Raw genomic sequence first — 25,124 nt, 5'->3', positions numbered from 1 at the left:
TGTTATCAATACTCAATATCAAATTTTTGCAAACGACGATAAAGCGCTTGGCGAGATAAGCCAAAATGACGAGCCACCTTTGCAATAACACCGTGATATTCGCGCATCGCCGCTTCGATTTCTATTTTATTTGGCTCGTGATTAAGCGCGGTTTTTACCTCATTCGTTGCTGTCGCCAAGCCAAAATCCGCTAATGCTAATGGACCACTTGGCTTTAGTACTGCAGCGCGTTTACAGGCATTTTCAAGCTCGCGTACATTGCCCGGCCAAGGGTAATTTACCAGCGCTTGTTCAGTTGCTAATCCACACTCTCGATTTGGTAAAAAGTGTTTAACGAGCGGCATAATATCGTCTTTTCGCTCAGCCAACGGCGGCAGGCGTAACTCAATGACATTGAGGCGATAATAGAGATCTTCTCTAAAGCGCCCCGCTTTAATATCGTGCTGTAAATCAGCATTGGTTGCCGAAATAACCCGTACTTTGACCTGCTTTGTTTGTACTGAACCCAAACGCTCAAACTCGCCAGTTTGCAGCACGCGTAATAGCTTCATTTGACCTGAAGGTGGTAAATTACCAATTTCATCTAAAAATAAAGTACCGCCATCGGCTGCCTCAAAACGTCCAATACGCTGTTTATTAGCGCCGGTGTAGGCACCCGCTTCCGCGCCAAATAACTCGGCTTCAATTAACTCTCCGGGTAATGCGCCTGCATTCACTTTAATAAATGGTTGATGGGCTAAATTTGAGTTAAGTTGAATAATTTCAGCGATGCGCTCTTTACCACTGCCATTAGGGCCTGTGATCAACACAGATACATCTGACTTAGCTAATTGCAGTGCCATGTCTACCACCCGCTCCATCGCGGTGCTTGCATAGATCAGCCCTGCTAAATTAGCTTGTTGATGTGGTAAGTGGCGTTCATCGTGCTGCCGCGCTAATACTGCATTATCTTGCTGCGCTTTGCCTAACGCGACTAAATTTGCAATGGTGGTAAGTAACTTGTTGTCATCCCATGGTTTGGCAATGTAATCAGCAGCGCCTGCTTTAACTAACTCGATTGCGGTTTCAAGTTCAGTCCAGGCTGTAATGAGAATGATCGGTAGGTTTGCATTTAATTGACGTAGCGTATAGAAAAGGCTAATTCCCTCTTCTCCAGAGGTGGTATCAGCGGCAAAGTTCATGTCTTGAATCGCCAACGCGATACGTTGATAACGTACCGTTTGCTCTGCCTCAAACGGCGTTTTGGCCGTTACGACATCATAGCCATGAATTTCCAAAAGCAGTGATAATGCATCAAGAACGGCTGGGTTATCATCAATGATTAGAATTTTATCCATTTGTTTTTCTTTTATTTATTCGTGCTACACCGACGGTTCTGAGTGTAGCACGAAGACATTGCAAATGGTTAAATCGTTCGTGTCGCAATACTTGGCGCAATATTGGCCGCGCGCTTAGCTGGGCCGATTACTGCAAGTAAGCTCATCACAAATACGCCTAACGCGGTGATTGCTACATACTCATACGATAGCGCTGGTACCGAGTATTGGGTCATTAATTGTTGGCCTAAAACGACTGCGCCACACACACCTAACACTAAGCCAGCCAAACAAATAATGCTATTTTCAACCACAAAAAACTTAACAATTGCGGATTTTCGCGCGCCTAGGGCACGTCGTGTACCTATTTGTTTTGTACGCTTATTAATATTAAACAGGGTTAAACCAAAAATACCTAGCGCGGTCACTAATACCAGTACACTGATTAGAATCACCAACATACGCATCATTAATAAATCTTCCGCTACATAATTCGCTTTTTTCTTATCTAACCCTGTTAAGTCTTGAATAACGCGTTTGCCGTAGTTTTGATGCATAACGCTTTCAATTTGCTTCATTACCTCAGCGCGTTGACCCGGTTCAGTGCGTACTAAAAATTGCTGTAACTTATGAGGGTATAGCAATGGCAAAATTACTGATTTATCTTTGCGCTCTTCTAACTTTAACCATGGCCCTTTCATCATGCCGATAATACCAACCACTTTTAGCGGTTGGTCGCCCATATACAGAATTTTACCTAGCCCGTCGCCATCGGGGAAAAACTCGTCCATCAATGCTTTTGTCGCTAATGCCACATTCGGGTGTTTGCTAAAATCTCGATTTATAACGACTTCGTCTTGGGTAAAGTTGCGCCCTGCGATAAGCTCTACACCCAATGTATCTAAACCATGCTCATCGGTTTCAAAATAACTGGCGTTATCTGTTTTCGCTTTATCAGGCGCAGGCTTTAAACGAAATGTCGTTGAAGAACCGCCGCCAGATAAAGGTACAGCGTTTATATGCACGGCATTTACAACACCTGGCATTTGACGCAACGTCGCTTCATCAAGTTCAACCTGCTGGATTAAATCCACATCGGTACCAAACATCATCACATTAAATTTAAACATATTGTCTTCTTCGTAACCGGTGGGTTGATTTAAATATTCAATACGGTCGTTAATAATAAACGCGGCGTTACTGACGATTGCAGTGGTAATTGCAATTTGAATAAGCAATAACACGGCTCCCACTTTGGAGCGTAACAGCGCATTAAAAATAGGCTTAATTTCTAACATAATACGGTCCTTATTGGGTTTTCAAATACGTCGATGGATTAGTTTTGCACACCAGCCACGCGGGATACAATGCCGCTATTATGCACGCAACAATCGCGATAACCGGCGCGGTTAGCAACATAATAAAGTCCATATTGGCAAGACTGTCGTAATAACTATAACTTTGGCGAATACCCAAAAGGCCGAGTTGTGCAATTAAAATCCCGACTACACCGCCAAATAAACCAAGCATCGCCACCTCAACAATATGCTGATAAAACACCTGACGTTTGCTTGCGCCTAGCGCGCGCCTAACACCAACTTCAGGTGCACGACGTAAAAACTTGGCGAGCAGTAGCCCTAAAATATTGGCAATACATACCGCCAAAAACATAAAGCTCAGTGCGACCATTATTTTGTTGTCTTCGTTCACAACTTCCCAGTAAGCAATCCACTCATTTACATCTCTTAGTTTGTACTGGGCATCTTTACGGTTAAAGCGCCCTTGAGTTTGCTGCTGTGCAATATAGTTTGCCAAATATTCACCGTAAGCTTGCTTTTCAGCGGCGTTATTGAGCTGCACCCAAAACTGTAACCATACTTTTTCTGAATTTAATTTATCTGTGAACGTTTTTACAACTTCATGCTTCCAACCATTGGTATTACCCCAGGTATTAATTTCATTCGCTTTAATTAACGAAAACGGAATAAAAATTTGTTCAGGATCGTTAAATGAACCATTGTTTAAATCATAATATTTAACGTGTAACTGCCAGTCTTTAATCACACCGACAACGCGCATACTGAGATCGTCAAGATAAAGCGTTTGGCCGACACTGTTGTCGCTGCCAAATAGCTTTTTACTCATGCTTTGAGATATCACCACCACAGGTGCAGCGCTTTCTTCTTGCTCAATACTCCATACACCGCCATGAATAAACGATAAATTAAACATTTCAAATGCATCACGCGAAAAGGCGCGGGTAGTTTCCAAAAACGGTTTAACCTTATCTGAGTTTAAATGTACCGAAAATCCCGTTTTCATCATGGCTGCGCGTTTGTACGGTAAATCTGCATTGAGCAGATTAGTTGTATCTTTATAGGTTAACTGATAAGGCAAATCATCTGACGAGAACCATGTTTCAACCTCATCCATAATTTGCAATTGAACAGCAAACAACTTATTACTTTTATTAGGAATTGGGTCCATCGACATCATGTGATACACAGATAGACTCGTCATAGTGACACCTATGCCAATAGCAATTGCCAGCACCATTAGAAAGCTGACTAGCGGCGTCCGCTTGAAGCTCCGCCAGCTTAAATCAATATAATGACTCAACATGGTTATGCTCCTACAGCCACATTAGGATTACCTTGATACAAGGTAAAATCGGCAAGCTGACCGTCAACAACTTGAATATTGCGTGGTGCACGACGTGCGAGCTCTGCATCATGAGTAACCATAATAATGGTTGCGCCATCGCGATTGATTTGCTCAAGTAATTCCATTACTTGACGTGCCATTAAGCTATCTAAGTTACCTGTTGGTTCATCAGCAAGTAAAAAACGAGGCTCACCAGCAAGGGCACGGGCAATTGCAACCCGCTGTTGTTGTCCACCAGAAAGTTGCTGCGGTAAATGTTTCGCGCGACTTGCAAGTCCCACTTGCTCTAAACATTGTTCAATCCGGCGCTTTCGCTCTGCAGCTTTAATCCCGCGGTAGCGCAATGGCACTTCGATGTTTTCATATAAATTAAGGTCTGGAATTAAATTAAATCCTTGGAAAATAAACCCAATTTTTTGATTGCGCAGATCTGCACGTTGATTGTCATTTAACTTACCAACATCAATACCATCTAACAAATACTCGCCGCTGGTAAATGGCTCTAGCATGCCGGCGATATTTAAAAAGGTCGTTTTGCCTGAACCCGATGGCCCTGTAACGGCAATAAACTCCCCTTCTTCAACACTTAAATTAAAACCACGAAGTGCATGAGTTTGTACCATTTCTGTTTGATACACCTTGCTTATATTATTCATTTTTAACATTTTTTTGCCTTCTTTCCTGTTGATTAGCGTAGCAATAGCGCATCCGCGTTTTTGAATGTGTCGTAGTTTGAAATAATTATTTCGTCGCCTGCGTCTAACCCAGCTAACACCTCTACATGATTAATACTGGTAACGCCTGTGGTAATTTCTGTTTTTTGTGCAAGGTCGCCGTTAATCTTGTATGCAACATAACCCCCTGCATTTAAAAACCCACCGCGTCTTACCATTAAAATATCACTTCGATTTTCAAGTAGAATGCGCCCTGACAATCGCTGGTTTTGACGAATATTACTAATATCGCTGGTTTCAAAACGCACTCGAGTGGTCACTTCACGATTGTTTACTTCTGGCGAAATTGCCGAGAGTTGCCCTGTGATTTGCTCTGAACCAATTTTTAATTCAACCGTCATGCCTATGCCTAAGTCATTCGCGTAGCTTTCTGGCACTTGCAGCTCAGCTTCAAATGCCGATAAATCGACAAGCGTTAACAAGGCTTGATTTTTTACCACCATCGCCTTTGGCTGTACCAATAAATTACCAACAATGCCCGATACACTGGCTTTTATTGCTAAATTTCCCACTTTACGCTGCAACTCATCAACCACCAGCTGCTGCCTTGCTACTTGGCTTTTTGATGATTGAAGCTCGAATGACAAGGTATCTTTTGCCAACTCAACTTCTTGTTGTGCATGTTTATAAGTGAGCTTGGCTTTGGCTAAATCATCAACCGCTTTTTCTAAATCGATTTGGCTGATCAAACGCTTTTCAATTGAAAGTTGAGCGCGGCGATTTTCGCGCTCTGCTGCGTTTAGCTCTACTTGGGCTAAATCAAGTGTTTTAGTAAGTGCTAAAGCGTGACGTCTGGCCGCCAATTCACTTCGTGCAAGTTCGCCCTTGAGCCTAGCCAATTCTGACTCTTGTTGTTTTAAGCTATTGTTAAGCTCAGGACTTTCAACCTCAGCAATCACTTGACCTTTTTCAACTGTGTCGCCTGCTTTTACATTCAATGAGACAAAGCCTTGTTCAGGGCTATACGCTTTTGGTGCATTCGCCGCTACAATTTTACCGGTTGCAGCAACATCACGAACAAGGTTACCACGCTCTACTTTTGCTAACTGCAGCTGCGCTTTATCTATCGACATACTGGCGTTATCGCTGTTAAACATGGCAACCCCCGTCCATGTAACAACAGATAGCATTAACGTAATTGCTAAAGCCGGTTTTAATAGTTTTGGCTTTTGTTTGATTACTTGATCTTGGCCACTGGTATCTTTAATCATGTTTTTCCCTAAAATCGTGTGTGTTGTTCAAATACGCTGATAAACAATGAAGCCAATAACATAAACGCTGGCACAATAAAGAAAGCGGACATTACTACCATTGTTCTATTCCTAAACGATAAACTGATTAACTTAATACCAGTTGCATGCCAAATTTTAATTTAAAACAATTTCAATAGGTTAACTTTGAAAATGCAAAAATCAGATTGTCCGCGGACAGAAAAAGTGTCCGCAACGGACACTTTTAAAGTGTCATCAATTAACCGAATAAAAACTAATAGCTAGATAGAACAGAAGCACACAAACAAAAACAAAAAATAAGAAAGAGAAAAAAGACGTATTCGAAACACAACTATTTAAACAAGCGTATTGCGTTGCTAAGTGCTAAGTAAATACAAGGCGTGACTATTTAATAATGACTGTTAAGCAAAGGAGTAAAATAAGAAAATATAACTAAGGATCAATGAGAAAGTAGAAACTGAGAAGCTAAACACTGAAAAATAAACGAGAGAAGTTGGGTGGCAATCTTACCAGCCACATCCCGGCACATAAGTCACACGCTGTGGCTGCTCCCTTCCGGGCCTGACCAGATTCACGCGCTATTATTGCGGGAGGACCAATAAGATCACCATAATAACGCAGTTAAACAAAGGGTTTTGCTCAACTGCGCGCAGGGATTATCACTATTTTACTGATGAAGTTCAAGCAAAACTTTGTGCATGCTAATCAACTGCGCAACAATTAACCTTAAAGCTGTTTTAACAAACGCGATAACTTGGTTTTCACCTGCGCCATATTATCTGGACCTAAACGCAGTAGCTGTTTTTGTGCATCAGATAAGGCTTCATACTCAGGTACCGCATATTTATATGTTACAGACTGACTTGTAAGCGGCGTATCTAGTGGAACAGCTGGAGTATCAAGTAAATGCTGAATCGCCAGTGCAAGGCGCTGTTCAAATTCATAATCCGATAAACCAATCTCGTCATAAGCATCTTGGATCAGCGGCTTATACTCATCAATTAATGCGATAATTTGTTTTTCTGAAAGCTTAGTAAATAAGCTGACATACGGATCGTAGCGTTCAAAACTCTCTGGATTTACGGTAATAATTGCACCGTCGTTTACGCTAAACGGCTGTTTTGGCGCAACAAACATTTGATGTTTTTTAGCAAGCTTACCGTCCGCTAAGTTTTCGGTGTAAACCACCGCGCGGCGAATTAAATCATCGCTAACTACAAGCTTTAACAAGTTCACTGATACAACATCCGCCAGCGACTCTCGTACAACTGAATCGCTATCATCAAGCGAAGGTAACACACGTGTCACTTCTGGCGTTACTGGCTCTTCAACTTCAGGCTCTTTAGTTACAACCACTTGCTCAACAACTGGTTCAATTACAGGATCGTTGGTCACAACTTGTGTTTCTTGCTCTGTCTCTACAGGATCAGTGGGTTGTGGCAATTCAATTACTTGCCGTTCACCCGGCTCTACTGGTTTGTCGCCTTTCATTAATTGCATGGCTGCTACCGCAATCACGATTGCTACCAGAGAGAGTCCGACAATGTAAGGTAATTTATTTTGAGAATTCGTTGTCATATTTTTCACTGTTCAAATATTTATTTTAGATCTAAAGTGCTCTAAATTAACAATAAAGGGAGAATACAAAGTATCTGATGAATAGTAGCGGGAATAGTTCAAAACATAAAACAAAAATTGCATTACTACTTACAGGTGGTGGCGCACGAGCGGCTTATCAAGTAGGCGTTTTAAAAGCGATTGCGAAAAGCCTGCCGCGTAATCAAGTAACGCCATTTGCCATCATAAATGGCACATCTGCGGGCGCAATTAATGCAACGGCGCTCGGTTGTTACGCTTCGTGCTATCAGCTAGCCGTTAAAAAGTTAGAACATGTGTGGAAAAATTTTCGCACCGAGCAGGTTTATCACACCAACTTTTCATCGGTATTTGGTCATATTTTTATTAATATGTTACGTAGTTTTCAGTCGGATTATGAAAACCACCCACCTGCGAGCTTGCTCAATAATCAACCATTACGAGAATTATTGCGCTCAGTGCTCGATTTAAAACGCATCGACAATAATATTCGCAACGACTACTTAGAAGCACTATCGATTACGGCTTCGAGTTATTCGAGCGGTGATTCCGTCGCGTTTTTCCAAGCTAAACATGCCAACTCTTGGCGCAGAGCTAAAAGGCGTGGTGAAAAAACTACAATTAATATTGAACATTTAATGGCATCCAGTGCCATTCCTATGGTTTTCCCGAGCACCAAAATTCGTCAAGGTTACTTTGGCGATGGCTCGGTGCACCAACATGCACCGCTGAGCCCTGCAATTCATTTAGGCGCGGAAAAAGTCTTTGTAATTGGTGTTGAGCAACCTATCGATAATAAATATTTTGGTTTTCAGCCACACTACCCCGGTATTTCAACGATTGCCGGCCATTTGCTCGATACCATTTTCTCCGATACCTTACGTGCAGACATTGAACGGCTAGAACGTATTAACCGAACGTTGTCCCTTATTCCTGCGCGCGATAAACATAAAGAACTTAAGCGCATCGCGCACTTTGTGATAAATCCCTCGCAAAACTTTAATGCCATTGCAACGCAGTACTACGACACTATGCCTGTGCCAATAAAAATGCTACTGCGCAGTATTGGTGTGAAAAAGCATTCAGAATCGTCACTGGTGAGTTATTTACTCTTTGAAAAGGAATACACCCAGCATTTAATTGATATTGGCTACCAAGATGGTTTGGCACAATTAGATGAAATCATGGCGTTTTTAGAGTTCACCAATATGCAGTAAGTTTACTATAAACGGGCTAGCGCCCTTCTAGTATAAAACGCTCAGCACGTTCGACACGGCGCGGTTTGCCGCGCACAATTAAAATATCCTGCGCTTTTAATACAGTATCACTTGGCGGGAAACTTAATTCATTACCATCACGGCGAAGTCCGGTTACATCGACTCGTCGTTTAGTTAAGTTTAAATCACCTAAAGATAATCCTCGTGCATAGGCATCTTCAGTAATCGCGATTGCATGCAAAAATTCAAGGTGATCAGATGAATCGGGTGTCAATGGCGTACTATCACCTGGGAAATAACCGTGCAGTAAGCCATAGCGATTGCTACGCTCTGCTTGCACACGCCTTAAAATACGACGCATCGGCACCCCGGTTAAAAACAGTACATGTGATACCAACATAAGGCTGGCCTCTAGCTTTTCCGGCACCACTTCTGTAACGCCTTTATCTTTAAGCTCAGATAAATACCTATCATCGCGCATGCGCACTAAAATTTTAACCTTAGGCGCAAGCTGCTTAATACTGTTAATAATTGCAAATGCACTGTCTTTATCGGCGAAGGTAATAATCACTAAGCGGCTTTTTGCAATATTGGCACCTTTTAGCACCTCTTTTTGCTTTGCCTGACCAAAATAAATATTTTCTCCAGCGGCTTGCGCCTCTTTAACGCGCACTGTGTCACTATCTATTGCAACAAACGGAATAGCTTCCGTTTTTAAAAAACGCGCGATAATTTGCCCTACACGACCATAGCCACAAATCACAACATGTTGACTAAACTCGTCGAACTGGGCATCACCGTTGTCATAACTTTGACTATTTTTTGTCAGTAAATTAGGGGCAACTTTGTTGAGAATTTTATACGACAGCAAAGCACCGTTATCCACCAAATAAGGCGTTATCGCCATACTTAATACACCAACCGACAACAGCAAGGATGCATTCGCCGAATTTAACAAAGCGTATTTTAATGCGAGTGATATTAAGACAAAGCTAAATTCACCCATTTGGCATAACATAAGTGCACTTGCCAACGCATTTTCATGGTTTTCGCCAGCCACTTTCGTCACAAAATACGTAATCGCCACTTTCAGTGTCAGCAAGCCAAATAACCCGAGTGCAATCCATTGCAAGTTAGCCACAACAAACGCCATATCAAGCTGCATGCCGATGGTAATAAAGAATAACCCCATTAAAATATCTCTAAATGGGCGGATATCGGCTTCTAGTTGATGTTTATATTCACTTTCACCTAACATCATGCCTGCTAGAAACGCACCTAGTGCCATGGATAAACCAAAAGCAGACGTTATCGCTGCCGCAATAAGTGCAACCAAAATGGTGGTCAACACAAATAACTCATCACTGCGTGTTTGCGCTATTTCACTGAAGATTCTCGGTAGTACCCACTTGCCAACAGCCATCAATAGCGCAATAACCACACCGCCTTTTGCCAACGCCGTTAAAATGGTGGTCCATAACGACTCTGAGCCATTTGCCAAAAGCGGAAGTGCGATTAATAAAGGCACTACCGCGATATCTTGAAATAGCAAAACGCCAATTGCCAGCTGCCCTGGCCTTGAGCGCAATAATGGTGAGCCACTGACTTGTTTAACCACAATAGCAGTGGACGACAAGGCAACTAAACTACCAATGCTAAACGCCGCTATCATTGAAATTCCAAATAACCACAATAGCACCATAACCACTAAGGTAGTTATTACGACTTGCATTACGCCAACGCCAAAAACAATGTGGCGCATAGCCAGTAAACGAGGAATTGAAAACTCTAACCCTAAGCTAAACAGCAAAAAAACGATGCCAAGTTCGGCAATAAAGTGCATTTGTTCACTTTGTTCAAGCCACGCAAAGCCGTCTTTACCGGCAAGGATGCCCACCGCTAAATAAGCTAAAATGGGTGGCAGATTAAAGCGTTTAAACAGCCAAATCAGAACCACAGCGGCAATCAATATATAGAAGTAAACACCAAACGTATGCTGCAAACACCACCTCTGCCATCGTAATAAGCATTATGTCGAAAAAATGACGAATTCATTAGAAGCGAGTCTCTCTAATCAATTAAATATAGCAAGTGTCTGTTTTTCTGCCACTTAATAAAAATGGCTTAGATTTTGCTTAAATATCCATGTACTTAATATTTTGCGGTAGTATGAGGGTAGTTAAGTGGAAAACGTACATGTTTTAACGCGTCAAACAGACAGCAACGGCGATTATTTGCCGTATGGCCAGATCTATTCTGAACAGAATGACATAAGCCATACCCATGCGTTAGTAACGCAACTTCAAAAAACACTTGAGCTTACAAAATTATTAAACATCTTTTCGGTTGAAGCATCACGCGTAGTGCAATTTGCAGGCCTACAGTTTCATAGTACCGAAGGGGTAATTGAAATGACTGGCAGTAAAATTGAAGGTGAAAACCACGCCTTTGATCTGATGGCTGATGGCGAACGTCTTGGCCAACTTATTTACTTTTGCCAAAATCTACCACAATACGCAAAGCAGAAATTAGCAAGATTACATACCGCACTTGTCTACCCTCTGCGCAATGCACTGTTGTTTTCACGCGTGAAAAAGCTGGCTACCAAAGATGCATTAACCGGGCTAAATAACCGCAGCATGTTTGACGATTGCCTATACCGCAAACTTGAGCGAAGCCGCCGCCATCACCGCAGCTTTGGCTTAATGTTGTTAGATTTAGACAACTTTAAGCAAGTAAACGATCAACATGGTCACCAAGTGGGCGATCAAGTATTGATTGATTTTGCCAATATTCTGACAGACTGCGTAAGAGGCACCGACACCGTATTTAGGTTTGGTGGTGATGAATTTGCCATTTTAATTGATGACGACAACTTTGAAGTAAGTCATATCTTAGCTAATCGCATTAAACAACGCGTGCACAGTCACCAACTGCTGAAAACCCATTCTGTAACCACCAGTATTGGTTTTTCATTAAGTAAGGCAAAAGATATTCCTAACAGTATTTTTGAACGTGCAGATAGAGCGCTTTATGCAGCAAAACAAGACGGACGGGATTGTTGCAAAACAAACTAAGGCGTAGCCAGAAAGAAAAAAGGAAGCATTAGCTTCCTTTTTTTAGACGATAACCGGTAAGCAGCAAACACAAACCGACAAAAAAAGCCCCGAGCACATTAGCTATTTCAAAAAAGCTGGTAATAGGTGTCACGATAATACAAATAAGGGGACACATTACCGCTAACAAAAAGAAACTTCCGCCTTTTCCTAACCAATAGCACAGCAGCAATGCAGCAGTAATCGCGCCAAAAATAGCGCCATAGAGCACCACAGTATGATTAAACGAAAAAATAAGGCTCACCGCCAACACCACTGCAAATACAATTAAGCCGATATAAGCTTGCCCGATAAGTGAAAAACCAACTGCTTGACTAGTTTTCATTTGCTTCCTTTTGTTGCCAACATAGCCCATTTTCGGCGTATGCATGTTTTGATATGCCCAAGCCAATTACTTGAACAAGTTGATTATTATAGTAAATTCCTGCAACCAATGGGCGTTGCCAAGGTGGTATACCAGCCTCTTTTAGCCATGTGCTAACCGATTTAGTACAGTTTCGGTGTTGTAAGGTAAACTTTTCAGCGCCAATATCAAAACGCAGATTAACGTGTTCATCCATAAATGGCGCGCGTACACCTTGCGCTCTTTTTTCTACACTAAACTCTTGGCTCTCAATAATCACTGAGCTTAGCCCAATGTTATCTTGATTTTCTGGCACCGCCTGAGGTAACACGATAAATAAAGCATCTTGGTAGCGCTTAATCGCAAAACCACAACATTCAATACTCACTTGCGCATCTATTTTTGCGTTAAATGCTTGCTGGTAAACTTGGTCTAGCACCTTTTGAGATGGCAAAACTAGGTTATTTTGCTGTAGCCAATAACGTATTAAATTATCAATGCGCGCGCGAGAAAAACCAATCACCTCATTGAGCAGAAAACGCTGATGAAAAATACACTTTTTCGCGTCTTCGGCAATGTATTCATCCAGCAATTGTTGTTGAGATTGCAGCAAATTCACTACGCGAGTGACGGTATTGCTAAAGCCCTTAAAGCGTTTGTTAAGTTCAGGAAGGATTTTATTGCGTAAAAAATTTCGGTCAAAGCGATCGTCGTGATTTGATTCATCATTGATATGCGAAAGCTGCTGAGCCTTTGCGTACTCAACAATGTCTTTACGCATAATGCCTAGTAATGGGCGAAATACTGGTAACCCATTTTCAATGCGCGTGCGCTGCTTCATCGCACCTAAACCCAACAGCCCTGCCCCGCGTTTTAAACGAATAAAAAACGTTTCCACTTGGTCGTCAAGATGCTGTCCAAGTAATAATTCTGAATCGCTATGCAAGTGCGCTTTTAGTGCGTTGTAACGTGCCGTGCGCGCCACCGCCTCTAAGCTTTCACGACTAGCTTTTTTCACGCTTACTCGGTATGCCTTAAACGGGATTTGCCATTGCTGACATAAATCGACACAAAACGCCTGCCACATATCGGCATTATCACTTAAGCCATGGTTGATATGCACAGCGTCGATTTCAATGTGCGTGAATTCATCGCGAAAACGCTTCGCTAAATGTAATAATACAACCGAGTCAACACCGCCAGAAAGCGCAACAGTAAAGCGCGTTTTTTCGGTGTTGTTAAGCTCATATTTAAAAGTGGAATAAATATCTTTCATAAACAAAAAAAGCCGCAAAATGCGGCTTTTTCCAAAATCTTTTAATTAGCAGTAACCAAAAGACATTAAACGCTCATAGCGCTGCTCTAACATTTCTTCTAATGATAAAGCTTTCAAATCACCTAAGTCACGTTTAATTTGTGCTTTAAGCGATTTCGCCATTGCATCGTAGTTACGGTGTGCACCGCCTAGTGGCTCTTCAACAATCGAGTTAATTAAGTCTAAGCTCTTAACACGATCCGCGCTTACACCCATAGCTTCTGCTGCAAGCGGCGCTTTTTCTGCACTTTTCCAAAGAATTGACGCACAACCTTCCGGTGAAATTACTGAGTATGTACTGTACTGAAGCATATTAACACGGTCACCCACGCCAATTGCTAATGCACCACCTGAACCACCTTCACCAATTACCGTACAGATCACTGGTACTTTTAGGCCTGCCATCACTTTAAGGTTTTTAGCGATTGCTTCACTTTGACCACGTTCTTCAGCACCAACACCCGGGTATGCTCCTGGCGTGTCGATAAACGTGATGATTGGCATATTAAAACGCTCAGCCATTTCCATTAAACGTAACGCTTTGCGGTAGCCTTCTGGTTTTGGCATACCAAAGTTACGCTTAATTTTCTCGGCTGTATCGCGGCCTTTTTGTTGACCGATAACCATTACTGGTTCGCCATCTAAACGCGCAATACCGCCTACAATAGCCGGATCGTTAGCAAATGCGCGGTCGCCTGCTAATTCGTCGAACTCGGTAAAAATACGTTCGATATAATCTTTGGTATACGGACGTAACGGGTGACGAGCAAGCTGTGAAACCTGCCATGGACCTAGATCAGAGAAAATTTTATTGGTCAGCTCTACGCTCTTATCTTTAAGGCGTGAAACTTCTTCTTCTAGACTCAGATCCAGTTCACCACCGCGACCTACGTTTTTAAGTTCTTCAATTTTTGCTTCCAACTCTGCAATTGGAAGTTCAAAATCAAGATAATTGAGACTCATGCTCTAAACTACCTAATTAAATTCTAGTTCAATATTCTGTGCTACTAAGCGTGAGAGGTTAGCAAGTAACTCGTCACTGGGTGTAACACACCACTGTGTTCCTAATGAAAGCTCAGTTGTTGCATCTGGGCGTTCATATTGAATTCTTATTGGGCAAGTACCAAATTTATACGGGGTGATGGTATGCTCTAATCGAGACAAGAAGTTATCACTCACTTCCTGCATTTTCACCGTCATTTTTATGTTTTTAACCCGCTTTTCACGAACAGATTCAATACTTGCAACTTCGCGAGCGGTCATTGTAATACCACCAGAGAAGTTATCAAAGCTGACCACACCAGATATCACCAAGATATTGTTCATTTGCAGCAGTTCTTGGTAAGTTTCGAACTGTTCAGGAAATAAACGAATATCAATTCGGGCACTTTTATCATCCAATGTCAGTAGTCCCCAACGCTTTCCTTTTTTATTAATTAAGGTACGCGCATTAATCACTAAACCTGCCGCTGTAGACGTTACATCACGTTCCGTCGGTTGTAAATCGACAAGTCGACCCGACACATAGTTTTTAAGCTCACTACGGTATTGATTAATTGGGTGACCGGTCAAGTAAAGTCCCAGTGTTTCGCGTTCACCTTCCAACCATTCGTTATCGGTAAATTTAGGCGCTTGCACAAATGCTGCGGCAACTTCCTCTGGCTCCGTTGCCAATAAACCAAATAAATCGCTTTGGCCTAGTGCTTCAGCTTTATTGTGTTGATCGGCCGATTTAAGCGCATCAGGTAAGCTGGCAATTAAAATAGAGCGTGCACTTTGTGTTTGCTCTGGACCCAATTTATCCATCGCGCCGGACATAATCAGTTTTTCAATCACACGTTTATTTAAACGCTTAATATCGACGCGCGCACAGAAATCAAATAAATCTTTAAATGGACCGCCCGCTTCTCGCGCTTCTAAAATTGCGTCTACTGGCCCTTCGCCTACACCTTTAATTGCCCCAATACCGTAAACAATTTCGCCTTGATTATTTACCGTAAACTTATATAAACCAGAGTTCACATCAGGCGGTAATAATGTGAGTTTCATATTCTCACATTCATCAACAAGGGTAACAATCTTATCGGTGTTATCCATATCGGCTGACATAACTGCCGCCATAAACTCTGCTGGATAATGGGTTTTCATCCACAGCGTTTGATAAGATACTAGCGCGTATGCTGCCGAGTGCGATTTGTTAAAGCCGTAACCTGCGAATTTTTCTACAAGGTCGAAGATCTTCATCGCAAGTTCGCCGTCTACGCCATTTTGCTTTGCACCATCCTCAAAGGTTGAACGCTGCTTGGCCATTTCTTCCGGCTTTTTCTTACCCATTGCACGACGCAGTAAGTCAGCGCCACCAAGGCTATACCCTGCTAGTACCTGAGCAATCTGCATTACCTGTTCTTGGTAAAGAATAATGCCATAGGTTGGCTCTAAGATAGGCTGCAAGCTTTCGTGCTGATACTGCGCATCAGGGTAAGATACTTCTTCTCGTCCGTGCTTACGGTCGATAAAGTTATCTACCATGCCCGATTGCAATGGACCTGGACGGAAAAGTGCAACCAGTGCGATCATGTCTTCAAAGCAGTCGGGCTTTAAGCGACGGATAAGGTCTTTCATGCCGCGTGATTCAAGCTGGAATACTGCGGTGGTTTCTGCGCGCAGTAGTAATTCAAAGCTCGGCGGATCATTTAGCGGAATAGCGGCAATATCGATATGTTCTTTTTGCTCACGCGTTAAGCGCTCATTGGCCATATCAATAGCCCACTGCAAAATGGTTAAAGTACGTAACCCTAAGAAGTCGAACTTAACGAGACCCGCTGTTTCTACATCATTTTTATCAAATTGGGTAACCGGGAATTTACCCTCATCATCACAATAAAGTGCGGCGAAATCGGTAATGGTTGTCGGTGAAATAACAACACCACCGGCGTGTTTACCGGCATTACGTGTACAGCCTTCTAAAATACGGCACATATCGATAAGTTCTTTTACTTCATCGTCTGTGTCGTAGGCCTCTGGTAAACGCGGTTCAACATCGAAGGCTTTTGCCAATGTCATACCCGGATCGCCCGGTACTAATTTTGAAATACGGTCAACAAAACCATAAGGGTGACCTAGTACACGGCCTACATCGCGTATTACCGCTTTTGCCGCCATCGTACCAAAAGTAATGATCTGCGATACCGCATCACGGCCATAGAGTTTAGCAACGTGGTCGATTACTTCATCGCGTCGGTCCATACAGAAATCGACGTCGAAATCGGGCATGGATACACGTTCTGGGTTTAAGAAACGCTCGAAAAGTAAGTCAAATTGCAGTGGATCAAGATCGGTGATCTTTAGCGCATAAGCAACTAATGAACCTGCACCTGAACCACGGCCTGGACCCACCGGAATAATGTTATCTTTACTCCACTGGATGAATTCCATTACGATTAAGAAGTAACCAGGGAAACCCATTTGGTTAATTACGTCAAGTTCAATTCTTAAGCGGTCATCATATTCGACGCGTTTGACTTTGCGATCTTCTTCATCAGGGAATAAGAACTGCAAACGTTCTTCCAGACCATCTTCCGATACTTTTACTAAGAAATCTTCAATCGACAAAGAACCCGTTGGGTAATCTGGTAAGAAGTAAGTGCCAAGTTGAATGGTAACATTACAACGTTTGGCAATTTCTACCGAGTTTTCCAGTGCTTCTGGAATATCCGAGAACAACTCACACATTTGTTCTTCGGTTTTTAAATATTGCTGCTCTGAAAAACGTTTAGGACGGCGTTTATCATCAAGGGTAAAACCATCGTGAATAGCAACACGAATTTCATGGGCTTCAAAATCTTCTTTATTGAGAAACACGACTTCGTTGGTGGCAACAACCGGCAAACCTGAGTATTGAGCATACGCCACCGCACTATGCAAATAATCTTCTTCTTGCTCGCGCTCAGTGCGCGTTAGCTCAATATAGTAATGATCTTTAAAGTGTTCTAAATAAAAGTTACCAATGGATTTGGTTAAATCATTATTGCCTTTTAATAAGGCTTTACCCAAGTCACCGTCTTTGGCACCTGAGAGTAAAATAAGGCCTTCTTTGTGCTCAATAAGCCACTCTCTATCAACCATAGGACGTTGCATAAGGTGGCCGCGTTGATAGCCTTTGGAAATAAGCAGTGTAAGGTTCTTATAGCCCGCATTATTTTTAGCAAGTACGACCAAACGACAAGGCTCATTGGGAAATTCAGGACTGTGTAACCACAGATCAGCGCCAACAATTGGTTTAATGCCAACACCATGCGCAGCACCGTAAAAGCGCACTAAACCGCACAAGTTCATTTGATCAGTAATGGCAAATGCAGGCATATTCAGCTCTGCAATTTTACCGACGATAGGCTTCGTTTTGGCGAGGCCGTCCACCATTGAATAATCACTGTGAACACGTAAGTGTATAAATTTAGGGTCTTGCATTATCTGCCTAACTTGATTGACCAAGCATTAATTAGCAATTGTTGGTCTGTTCTATTATTGTTTTTACGGGCTTAAAGCTTTGTCTATGATGCGGCGTAACACCGTGAAGTGCAAGTGCTTCTAAATGCGCCTTGGTTGGGTAACCTTTATGGCCGGCAAAGCCATAATTTGGGTACTCAGTATCGAGAGCTTTCATTTCGTTATCACGGGTCACTTTGGCAAGAATTGATGCTGCGCTAATTTCGGCAACTAAGCTGTCACCTTTAACAACGGCTTGTGCAGGTACATTGATATCGGGTAAACGATTGCCATCAATAAAGACAAACTCGGCAGGAATATTAAGCCCTTCCACCGCGCGCTTCATCGCAAGCATGGTAGCATGCAAAATATTAAGCTCATCAATTTCTGCTACGCTGGCGCGGGCAATATGAAAGCACAGCGCCTTTTCAATAATTTCTTCGTAAAGTGCCAAGCGCTTTTTTTCGGTTAGCTTTTTTGAATCGGCAAGACCCGCGATTGGCTTTGATGGGTCTAAAATAACCGCAGCCGTGACCACATCGCCTACGAGCGGGCCGCGCCCTACTTCATCAACACCTGCAATAAGTTGCGTATTTGGACGAATAATCTCAGTCATGTTTGTTCTCTATTACATTACTTACAGCCAGCGCCGCTTGTTTACTGGCGTCGAGCCTTAATGACTTATGCATTTCATAAAACGTTTGTTTTAATGCTGTTTGGTCGTCTTCTAGCAATGGTTTTAAAGTTGCTGCCAAGTTTTCAGGTGTTAAATCATTTTGCAATAACTCAGGTACTAACTGCTTGCCCGCCAATAAATTAGGCAGTGAAAAGTGTTCAATGTTAAATTTAAATAAACGTGTCACTAAGTGATATGTCAGGGCTTTTAGCTTGTAGCCAACCACCATTGGGCGTTTAAGTAACATGCATTCAAGTGCTGCCGTACCCGACGCTAATAACACCGCATCAGAAGCGGTCATTACTTCACGCGATTTGCCATCAACCAGGGTAAATATATCTGCCGCATTGAGCTTGGTTGCGACAGCTAAAAACTCTTCTTTGCGTTTTTCATTAACCAAAGGCACAAGTACTTTCAACTCGGGTAGCTCTGCTTTAAGTAACAACACCGCTTGAATATAGGGTTCACTTAATAAAGTAACTTCAGAGCCTCGGCTGCCCGGTAGAACAGCTAACACTTTATCTGTAGCTGATAAATCAAACAGCGTTCTACTGGCAGTTTGTTCATCTTCGAGCGGCAATTCATCCGCCAACGTATGGCCGACAAACGCACATGGAATATTGTGCTTATCGTAAAACGCTTTTTCAAATGGTAATAATGCAAGCACTAAATTAGTGGCTTCTGCCACTTTAAAAACACGTTTTTCACGCCATGCCCATACCGATGGGCTAACATAATGCACAGTTTTAATACCAGCAGCCTTTAACGGCTTTTCAACGCGTAAGTTAAAGTCGGGTGCATCAATGCCAATAAAAATATCCGGCGGATTATCGATAAAACGCTGTACAATTTGCTTTTTAATGCTGAGTAGACGAAATAACTTAGGCAGTACTTCAAAAACGCCCATTACGGCGAGTTCTTCCATTTGAAAATGGGTTTTAAACCCTTCAGCCAGCATACGCGGACCGCCAATGCCCTCAAATGTGGCATTTGGGTAATGTTGTTTGAGTGCTTTAATTAAACCTGCACCTAAAATATCGCCGGAGTGTTCCCCGGCGATAAGTGCAATTCGAAGTGGCTCATTCGAGATCATTAACGAATTAATCCTCGACTTGAGCTTTTAGCAAAATCAATCATGTTTTGCACTGCTTTAAACTGCTCGGCTTCTTTTTCCATTTCAACAAGTGCCGCATCCAGTTTATTACCTTTACGATATAACTGCTTGTATGCGCGACGTAATGCCATGATTTCGTCTGACTCAAAGCCACGACGTTTTAGACCTTCAGTGTTGATTGCCACAGGACGTGCTGGTGTGCCGATAGTTGTTACAAACGGTGGTACATCTTGGTTAACACCAGAGTACATGCCAATAAACGCATGTGAACCGATATGACAAAACTGATGAATACCTGAGTTGCCCGCCAAAATTACCCAGTCACCAATGTGTACGTGACCAGCCGCACTTGCGTTATTAGCGAAAATACAGTTATTGCCTATCACGCAGTCATGGGCAACGTGTGTATACGCCATAAATAAGTTATTTGAGCCAATCTTGGTGATGCCTTCATCCTGAATGGTACCACGGTGGATTGTGGCACATTCGCGGATCACGTTGTTGTCACCAATGATCAGCTTGGTTGGTTCATCCTTGTACTTTTTGTCTTGGCACGCTTCACCCACTGAAGCGAACTGGAAAATATGATTACCAGAACCAATTGTTGACGGCCCTTTTATCACTACGTGTGATTCGATGATACAATCATCACCAATCACCACGTCGTTGCCGATGTAGCTGTAAGGACCAACTTTTACGTTGTTGCCAAGTTGAGCGCCAGGCTCAATAATTGCAGTAGGATGGATCACGTATTATAACTCTCTTCTTGCACACATTAACTCAGCTGAACACACTACTTTGCCGTCAACTCTCGCTTCGCCGTAAAACTTCCACATGTTGCGGCGTTCTTTTAAGAATTCAACGTGTAAGTGCATTGTGTCACCTGGTAACACAGGTTGTTTAAAGCGTGCGTTATCAATGGCTGCAAATAAATATAGCTCATTGTCGCCACGGTTTTCAGTTGTTTTAAAACCTAATAAACCTGTTGCTTGTGCTAATGCTTCTAAAATCATTACGCCAGGGAAAATTGGCTGCTCAGGGAAGTGGCCTGTGAAAATTGGCTCATTTGCTGTGACATTTTTAATCGCGTGAAGCGTTTTGCCCGGCTCAAAGTCAACGACTTTATCAACCAATAACATTGGGTAACGATGCGGTAATAGCTTTAGGATTTCTTGAATATCAAAGCTGTTTAGTTGTTCTGCCAAAATGTGTTTCCTTAACCTAACTAATCTCTTCGCGCCCGTATTTATACTGCGCGATAATTTAGTACGTGACGAAGACTACTCGTCACGCTCCGGCAGTGATTTTTCCACTGCCTTTAATCGCTTATTAATTGCTGAAAGCTGACGTAACTGTGCCATATTACGACGCCAGTCTTTATTCTCACTGTGCGGTACACCCGAAGAATAAACACCTGGTTTATCAATGCCACTGATTACCATTGACATACCCGTTAAAACAACACCATCGGCAATTTCAATATGCCCTGCGATACCTGACAAGCCACCAATTTGGCAGTACTTGCCAATGGTTGTGCTGCCTGCAATTACCGTACACCCAGCAATCGCGGTGCCTTCTTTAACCACGACATTATGCGCGATTTGTACTTGGTTATCGATAATCACGTTGCGCTCGATGATAGTATCATCAATAGCGCCACGGTCGATGGTTGTACTTGCGCCAACTTCAACATTATCGCCAATAACAACAGTACCAAGCTGCGGGATTTTCACCCACTGACCTTTTTCATTGGCGTAGCCAAATCCATCGGCACCGATTACGGTATTAGCATGAACTAAACACGAATTACCAATTTCAACTTGATGATAAATCGTTACATTAGCCCAAATTTTCGTATTGGTCCCTATTTTAGCACCCTTACCAATAAAGCTACCAGCACCAATTGAACTGCCAGCAGCGATTTCAACACCTTCTTCAATTACCACATTGGCACCAACTGATACTGATTTATCAAGCTTTGCCGTTGGGTCAATGATTGCCGAAGGGTGAACATTAGTTGCAGGTTCTGGCGTGGTGTCCATCGCTTGCGCTAACAACGCGTAGGCTAAGTACGGATTCGCAACAATAATTTTATTACCAGTAAAGTAATCTGCATCTTGCGGTGACAAAATCACCGCACCGGCTTGGGTACTGGCAAGTTTGCTGCGGTACTTTTTGTTAGCGAGAAAACCAATCTCGTTGCCGGTCGCATTTTCTAGGGTTGCTATACGAGAAATGCTGAGCGAGTCGTCACCAACCAGCTCAGCATTTAAAATCTCAGCGATTTGCTGTAATTTCATAAGCTTTATTATTTAGCCTTTGCTACACGCTCTGCTACTTTAGAGGTGATGTTATCCACTGATTTTTCGTTGAAGTAAAGAAGTGAACCCGCTGGTTTTACTTCGTCGTACTTACCTGCTTTACCTTCTGCAGCGATAGCATCAAAGATCACAGTCTCTAGCTTTTTAGTTTCCTGTGCTTGACGCATTTGCATTTCTTGCTGAAGTGGCTGACCTTGCTCTTGCAATGCTTTTTGTAGCTCTTGAATTTTCTTTTGGCTTGCTTCTTTTTGCGCTTTGCTCATTGTTGCGTTTTCACGCTGGTATTTTTCAACTTCAAAACGAATATCGCCTTGTAGTTTTTCAAGTGCTTGTCTGCGCTCGCGGAACTCTTCTTCTAACGTTGCTTTAATCGCAGACGCCTGCGGAGAACCACTGAATACTTGTTGTACATTTACAACAGCAACTTTGTGAGCGAATGAACTTGCAGAAGCACCCATTAGAAAAGTAGCTAACAAAGTCATGGCGGTTGTTTTAATCATTTTATTCACGAATTTATTCCTTTTAGAATGTGTTACTAATGTTGAAGCTGATGCCTTTAGTCTTATCATCATCTTCTTTTTTCAGTGGGTAGGCAAAACTAATTACCATAGGGCCCATAGGCGAAATCCACTGGATAGATAAACCTGCTGACGAACGGAAGCGACTTGGGTCTGAATAATCTTCAAGTATCGCTCGCTCATCCGGCGTTAAGTTAGAGTAGCGATCTACATCGAACTCCGTATCCCAAACGTTGGCTGCATCAATAAATAAGCTGGTACGCACCGAACTACTGTTTTCGTCATCAAGAAATGGCGTAGGTACTATCATTTCAAGTCCAGCCACGGCTTTTACGTTGCCACCGATACGACCCGCAGTTCGAATTGTATCAAATTGAGGATCGCTACCAATTGGTCCTTGCGTGCCATCTGGATTTGGTGTGCCCGGTAACCAATTAGGAGATACTACAATCGCTTGTGGTAAGATTGTATTACGCTCAAAGCCACGTAAATCCATTTCAGAAATACGGAAGAATTCCTGTACTGGTAAAATTTGATCGTAACCATTGGTAGTTCCGTAACCATTACCGTAACCAAATCCAGCTTTCGCTGAAAATGCCCACTTGTGGTTAGTGCTTAATGGCCAGTAGAAACGCGAATCATAGTTGATCTTAAAGTAGTTAAGATCTGAATTAGGTGTCGTTGCTTTAAACGTTAAGCTTTGTTTAGAACCTGCCGTTGGGAACATACCGCGGTTAAGCGTTACACGTGACCAACCAGCACTTAATTCAAGCTTTAAGAATTCGAAACCTGCATCCGGATTTTCTGGATCTAAGAACGTCTCACGCATAATACGTGTTTGTTCATATTCTGATAGTTCAGATAAGAATTCTTTAGAAACTGTCGCACCAAAGTTAAGTCGGTTGTTGGCGTTTACCGGAATACCGATATTTGAACCAATACCATAACGTTTACTCTTATAGTTGATTAGGCTGTATTTACTTGCATCAAAGTTTGAGAAGAAAATTGAGTTACCTAAACTAATACCGTCTTTCGTAAAATACGGGTCGGTATGTGACAAGCTTACGTTTTGAGAACCTTTAGCCGTACTTACGTTAAACGCAACTTGGTCGCCCGTACCTAAGAAGTTCGATTCGCTTACACCAATATTAAATTGCAGCTTATTGTATGAACCGTATGCAAGGCCTGCGTTAAAGCTACCAGCTGATTGCTCTTTAACGGTAAAATCAACATCTACTTGGTCATCTTTACCCGGTACCGGCGATACATCAAACTCAACGTTTTCCATATACATTAAGCGCTGAACTTGCAATTTAGAGCGCTCAAGCGTGTTATTTGATAGCCACGCACCTTCTAACTGGGTAATTTCACGACGAATTACTTCATCCGACGTAATTTCATTACCACCAATGTTAATACGACGCACATAAATACGCTTACCTGGATCAACTGATAGCGTTAATTTTACTTCTTTATTTTCTTCGTCAATATCAGGAATGGTACGTACTTCAGCATTGGCATAACCAAAACGTGCAAGGTAATTTTTGATAAACTCTTCCGATGCAGTAACCACTGAGCCGTTGTATAGTTTGCCCGTTTTAAGTGGAATAACCGCACGAATTAACTCTTCACGGCCGAGCAAGTCACCCATAAAGTCGAATTCTTTAACAGTAAACTGCTCACCTTCGGTAACGTTTACTGTAACGTATACTGATTCTTTATCAGGGCTTACTGACACTTGCGTTGAATCAATATTGAATTTCAAGTAACCGCGGTCTAAGTAGTAGCTACGTACTTTCTCTAAGTCACCTTGTACCGTTTGCTTTTGGTATCTGTCATTTGACATAAACATATACCAAGGCAAATCTTGACGCGATTCAGCCAATGCGAGAAGTTCTTCGTCAGAAAATAACTCGTTACCAACGATGTTGATTTGACGAATTGACGCAGCATCGCCTTCTTTGAATTCAAGCTTTAGCTTTACACGGTTACGTGGCAAGCGTGACACTGATACTTCAATCTCAGCGTTGTATTTACCAATACCGTGGAAAAACTCAACAAGACCTTTTTCAAGGCCGTCTACAACAACCATATCAAGCGGTTCACCTTTACGGATCCCCTGCTGCTCTAAACTGTCGTTAAGTTGCTCATCTTTAATATCTTTGTTGCCTTCGAACTCGATAATGCTGATGGTTGGTCTTTCGGTTACTTGAAAGATAACCGCATCACCATCACGTACCACTTTGATGTTATCAAAGTGGCCGGAGCCGTAAAGCGCTTTGATTGTTTTTGAAATTGTGTAACTGTCGAGGTTATCACCAATGTTAATTGGAATATGCGTTAATGCTGCACCTAGTGCAACACGCTGCAATCCTTCAACTCTTAAATCTTCTACAATAAAGGAGTCTTGTTGGCCGAGAGCAGTAAAACTCGCTCCCAATAAACTTATTACAGCCAATTGTTTTCTTATAGCCATG

The 25,124-nt window shown here is 42.4% G+C and carries 20 protein-coding genes and 1 other RNA gene; 2 read left to right on the top strand and 19 right to left on the bottom strand.

Annotated elements, in window-relative coordinates; genetic code table 11:
• Positions 1-5: 5 nt before the first annotated feature.
• The 7 genes from AC2IOM_RS09335 to AC2IOM_RS09305 all read right to left on the bottom strand — a co-directional run bounded on the left by AC2IOM_RS09335 (position 6) and on the right by AC2IOM_RS09305 (position 7,524).
• Complete coding sequence (locus tag AC2IOM_RS09335; RefSeq protein ID WP_486358194.1) at positions 6-1,337, bottom strand: sigma-54-dependent transcriptional regulator; 1,332 nt, start codon at positions 1,335-1,337, stop codon at positions 6-8.
• A gap of 68 nt (positions 1,338-1,405) precedes the next feature.
• Positions 1,406-2,614 (bottom strand): ABC transporter permease, encoded by a 1,209-nt coding sequence (locus AC2IOM_RS09330; RefSeq protein ID WP_486358193.1) that lies wholly within the window; start codon positions 2,612-2,614, stop codon positions 1,406-1,408.
• Between the two features lie 10 nt (positions 2,615-2,624).
• Positions 2,625-3,938: an ABC transporter permease gene (locus tag AC2IOM_RS09325; RefSeq protein WP_486358192.1), complete on the bottom strand. Its 1,314-nt coding sequence runs from the start codon at positions 3,936-3,938 to the stop codon at positions 2,625-2,627.
• A gap of 2 nt (positions 3,939-3,940) precedes the next feature.
• Positions 3,941-4,645: an ABC transporter ATP-binding protein gene (locus tag AC2IOM_RS09320; protein WP_486358191.1), complete on the bottom strand. Its 705-nt coding sequence runs from the start codon at positions 4,643-4,645 to the stop codon at positions 3,941-3,943.
• 23 nt (positions 4,646-4,668) lie between these two features.
• Positions 4,669-5,925: an efflux RND transporter periplasmic adaptor subunit gene (locus AC2IOM_RS09315; RefSeq protein ID WP_486358190.1), complete on the bottom strand. Its 1,257-nt coding sequence runs from the start codon at positions 5,923-5,925 to the stop codon at positions 4,669-4,671.
• 525 nt (positions 5,926-6,450) lie between these two features.
• Positions 6,451-6,547: signal recognition particle sRNA small type (gene ffs / locus AC2IOM_RS09310), an RNA gene on the bottom strand.
• A 125-nt stretch (positions 6,548-6,672) separates the two neighbouring features.
• A complete protein-coding gene (locus tag AC2IOM_RS09305; RefSeq protein ID WP_486358189.1) occupies positions 6,673-7,524 on the bottom strand; it encodes a DUF3014 domain-containing protein in 852 nt (283 codons plus the stop codon).
• 77 nt (positions 7,525-7,601) lie between these two features.
• On the opposite strand from AC2IOM_RS09305, the gene AC2IOM_RS09300 reads away from it, so the two are divergent.
• Positions 7,602-8,759, top strand: coding sequence for a patatin-like phospholipase family protein (locus AC2IOM_RS09300; RefSeq protein ID WP_486358188.1), 1,158 nt, complete (start codon positions 7,602-7,604; stop codon positions 8,757-8,759).
• 16 nt (positions 8,760-8,775) lie between these two features.
• On the opposite strand, the gene AC2IOM_RS09295 is transcribed toward AC2IOM_RS09300, so the two are convergent.
• Entirely contained in the window at positions 8,776-10,761 is a 1,986-nt protein-coding gene (locus AC2IOM_RS09295) for a monovalent cation:proton antiporter family protein (RefSeq protein ID WP_105171717.1), read from the bottom strand.
• Between the two features lie 181 nt (positions 10,762-10,942).
• On the opposite strand from AC2IOM_RS09295, the gene AC2IOM_RS09290 reads away from it, so the two are divergent.
• Positions 10,943-11,836 carry a GGDEF domain-containing protein gene (locus AC2IOM_RS09290; RefSeq protein ID WP_486358187.1) on the top strand — a complete coding sequence of 298 codons (894 nt, stop codon included), beginning with the start codon at positions 10,943-10,945 and terminating at the stop codon, positions 11,834-11,836.
• A 28-nt stretch (positions 11,837-11,864) separates the two neighbouring features.
• Here AC2IOM_RS09290 and AC2IOM_RS09285 read toward each other — a convergent pair whose 3' ends face one another.
• The 11 genes from AC2IOM_RS09285 to bamA form a co-directional block, all read right to left on the bottom strand.
• The gene (locus tag AC2IOM_RS09285; RefSeq protein WP_486358186.1) at positions 11,865-12,200 is read right to left on the bottom strand and encodes a hypothetical protein; all 336 of its coding nucleotides are present in this window, start codon (positions 12,198-12,200) and stop codon (positions 11,865-11,867) included.
• Positions 12,190-13,494 carry a tRNA lysidine(34) synthetase TilS gene (gene tilS / locus AC2IOM_RS09280; RefSeq protein WP_486358185.1) on the bottom strand — a complete coding sequence of 435 codons (1,305 nt, stop codon included), beginning with the start codon at positions 13,492-13,494 and terminating at the stop codon, positions 12,190-12,192. Before tilS ends, AC2IOM_RS09285 begins: the two co-directional genes overlap by 11 nt.
• Before the next feature lie 45 nt (positions 13,495-13,539).
• Positions 13,540-14,496, bottom strand: coding sequence for an acetyl-CoA carboxylase carboxyl transferase subunit alpha (gene accA, locus AC2IOM_RS09275; protein WP_054979858.1), 957 nt, complete (start codon positions 14,494-14,496; stop codon positions 13,540-13,542).
• Between the two features lie 12 nt (positions 14,497-14,508).
• Positions 14,509-18,000, bottom strand: a complete 3,492-nt coding sequence (gene dnaE, locus AC2IOM_RS09270; RefSeq protein ID WP_486358184.1) for a DNA polymerase III subunit alpha — start codon at positions 17,998-18,000, stop codon at positions 14,509-14,511.
• Between the two features lie 31 nt (positions 18,001-18,031).
• A complete protein-coding gene (rnhB, locus tag AC2IOM_RS09265) occupies positions 18,032-18,634 on the bottom strand; it encodes a ribonuclease HII (RefSeq protein ID WP_100913740.1) in 603 nt (200 codons plus the stop codon).
• On the bottom strand, positions 18,627-19,787 hold the full coding sequence (gene lpxB, locus AC2IOM_RS09260) for a lipid-A-disaccharide synthase (protein WP_486358183.1): 1,161 nt from the start codon (positions 19,785-19,787) through the stop codon (positions 18,627-18,629). Before lpxB ends, rnhB begins: the two co-directional genes overlap by 8 nt.
• Positions 19,787-20,557, bottom strand: a complete 771-nt coding sequence (lpxA, locus tag AC2IOM_RS09255) for an acyl-ACP--UDP-N-acetylglucosamine O-acyltransferase (protein WP_138630535.1) — start codon at positions 20,555-20,557, stop codon at positions 19,787-19,789. The genes lpxB and lpxA overlap by 1 nt, the downstream gene beginning before the upstream one ends.
• A 3-nt stretch (positions 20,558-20,560) precedes the next feature.
• Positions 20,561-21,013 carry a 3-hydroxyacyl-ACP dehydratase FabZ gene (gene fabZ / locus AC2IOM_RS09250; protein WP_010559703.1) on the bottom strand — a complete coding sequence of 151 codons (453 nt, stop codon included), beginning with the start codon at positions 21,011-21,013 and terminating at the stop codon, positions 20,561-20,563.
• Positions 21,014-21,088: 75 nt separating this feature from the next.
• The gene (gene lpxD / locus AC2IOM_RS09245) at positions 21,089-22,108 is read right to left on the bottom strand and encodes a UDP-3-O-(3-hydroxymyristoyl)glucosamine N-acyltransferase (protein ID WP_138630537.1); all 1,020 of its coding nucleotides are present in this window, start codon (positions 22,106-22,108) and stop codon (positions 21,089-21,091) included.
• A gap of 8 nt (positions 22,109-22,116) precedes the next feature.
• Positions 22,117-22,638, bottom strand: a complete 522-nt coding sequence (locus AC2IOM_RS09240) for an OmpH/Skp family outer membrane protein (protein WP_010559701.1) — start codon at positions 22,636-22,638, stop codon at positions 22,117-22,119.
• A 13-nt stretch (positions 22,639-22,651) separates the two neighbouring features.
• Positions 22,652-25,123, bottom strand: a complete 2,472-nt coding sequence (gene bamA / locus AC2IOM_RS09235; protein ID WP_486358182.1) for an outer membrane protein assembly factor BamA — start codon at positions 25,121-25,123, stop codon at positions 22,652-22,654.
• Between the last annotated feature and the right edge of the window lies 1 nt (position 25,124).

The organism is Pseudoalteromonas sp. NS-SX12 (genome assembly GCF_057367955.1).
The sequence above is the reverse complement of the archived record's forward strand: the minus strand, read 5'-3'. Positions and strand labels throughout refer to the sequence as shown.

Excerpts from the sequence above, each read along its gene's own strand:
- AC2IOM_RS09335 (WP_486358194.1), bottom strand. The coding sequence starts at position 1,337 with ATGGATAAAATTCTAATCATTGATGATAACCCAGCCGTTCTTGATGCA.
- AC2IOM_RS09330 (WP_486358193.1), bottom strand. The coding sequence starts at position 2,614 with ATGTTAGAAATTAAGCCTATTTTTAATGCGCTGTTACGCTCCAAAGTG.
- AC2IOM_RS09325 (WP_486358192.1), bottom strand. The coding sequence starts at position 3,938 with ATGTTGAGTCATTATATTGATTTAAGCTGGCGGAGCTTCAAGCGGACG.
- AC2IOM_RS09320 (WP_486358191.1), bottom strand. The coding sequence starts at position 4,645 with ATGTTAAAAATGAATAATATAAGCAAGGTGTATCAAACAGAAATGGTA.
- AC2IOM_RS09315 (WP_486358190.1), bottom strand. The coding sequence starts at position 5,925 with ATGATTAAAGATACCAGTGGCCAAGATCAAGTAATCAAACAAAAGCCA.
- AC2IOM_RS09305 (WP_486358189.1), bottom strand. The coding sequence starts at position 7,524 with ATGACAACGAATTCTCAAAATAAATTACCTTACATTGTCGGACTCTCT.
- AC2IOM_RS09300 (WP_486358188.1), top strand. The coding sequence starts at position 7,602 with ATGAATAGTAGCGGGAATAGTTCAAAACATAAAACAAAAATTGCATTA.
- AC2IOM_RS09285 (WP_486358186.1), bottom strand. The coding sequence starts at position 12,200 with ATGAAAACTAGTCAAGCAGTTGGTTTTTCACTTATCGGGCAAGCTTAT.
- tilS (WP_486358185.1), bottom strand. The coding sequence starts at position 13,494 with ATGAAAGATATTTATTCCACTTTTAAATATGAGCTTAACAACACCGAA.
- accA (WP_054979858.1), bottom strand. The coding sequence starts at position 14,496 with ATGAGTCTCAATTATCTTGATTTTGAACTTCCAATTGCAGAGTTGGAA.
- dnaE (WP_486358184.1), bottom strand. The coding sequence starts at position 18,000 with ATGCAAGACCCTAAATTTATACACTTACGTGTTCACAGTGATTATTCA.
- rnhB (WP_100913740.1), bottom strand. The coding sequence starts at position 18,634 with ATGACTGAGATTATTCGTCCAAATACGCAACTTATTGCAGGTGTTGAT.
- lpxB (WP_486358183.1), bottom strand. The coding sequence starts at position 19,787 with ATGATCTCGAATGAGCCACTTCGAATTGCACTTATCGCCGGGGAACAC.
- lpxD (WP_138630537.1), bottom strand. The coding sequence starts at position 22,108 with ATGAAATTACAGCAAATCGCTGAGATTTTAAATGCTGAGCTGGTTGGT.
- bamA (WP_486358182.1), bottom strand. The coding sequence starts at position 25,123 with ATGGCTATAAGAAAACAATTGGCTGTAATAAGTTTATTGGGAGCGAGT.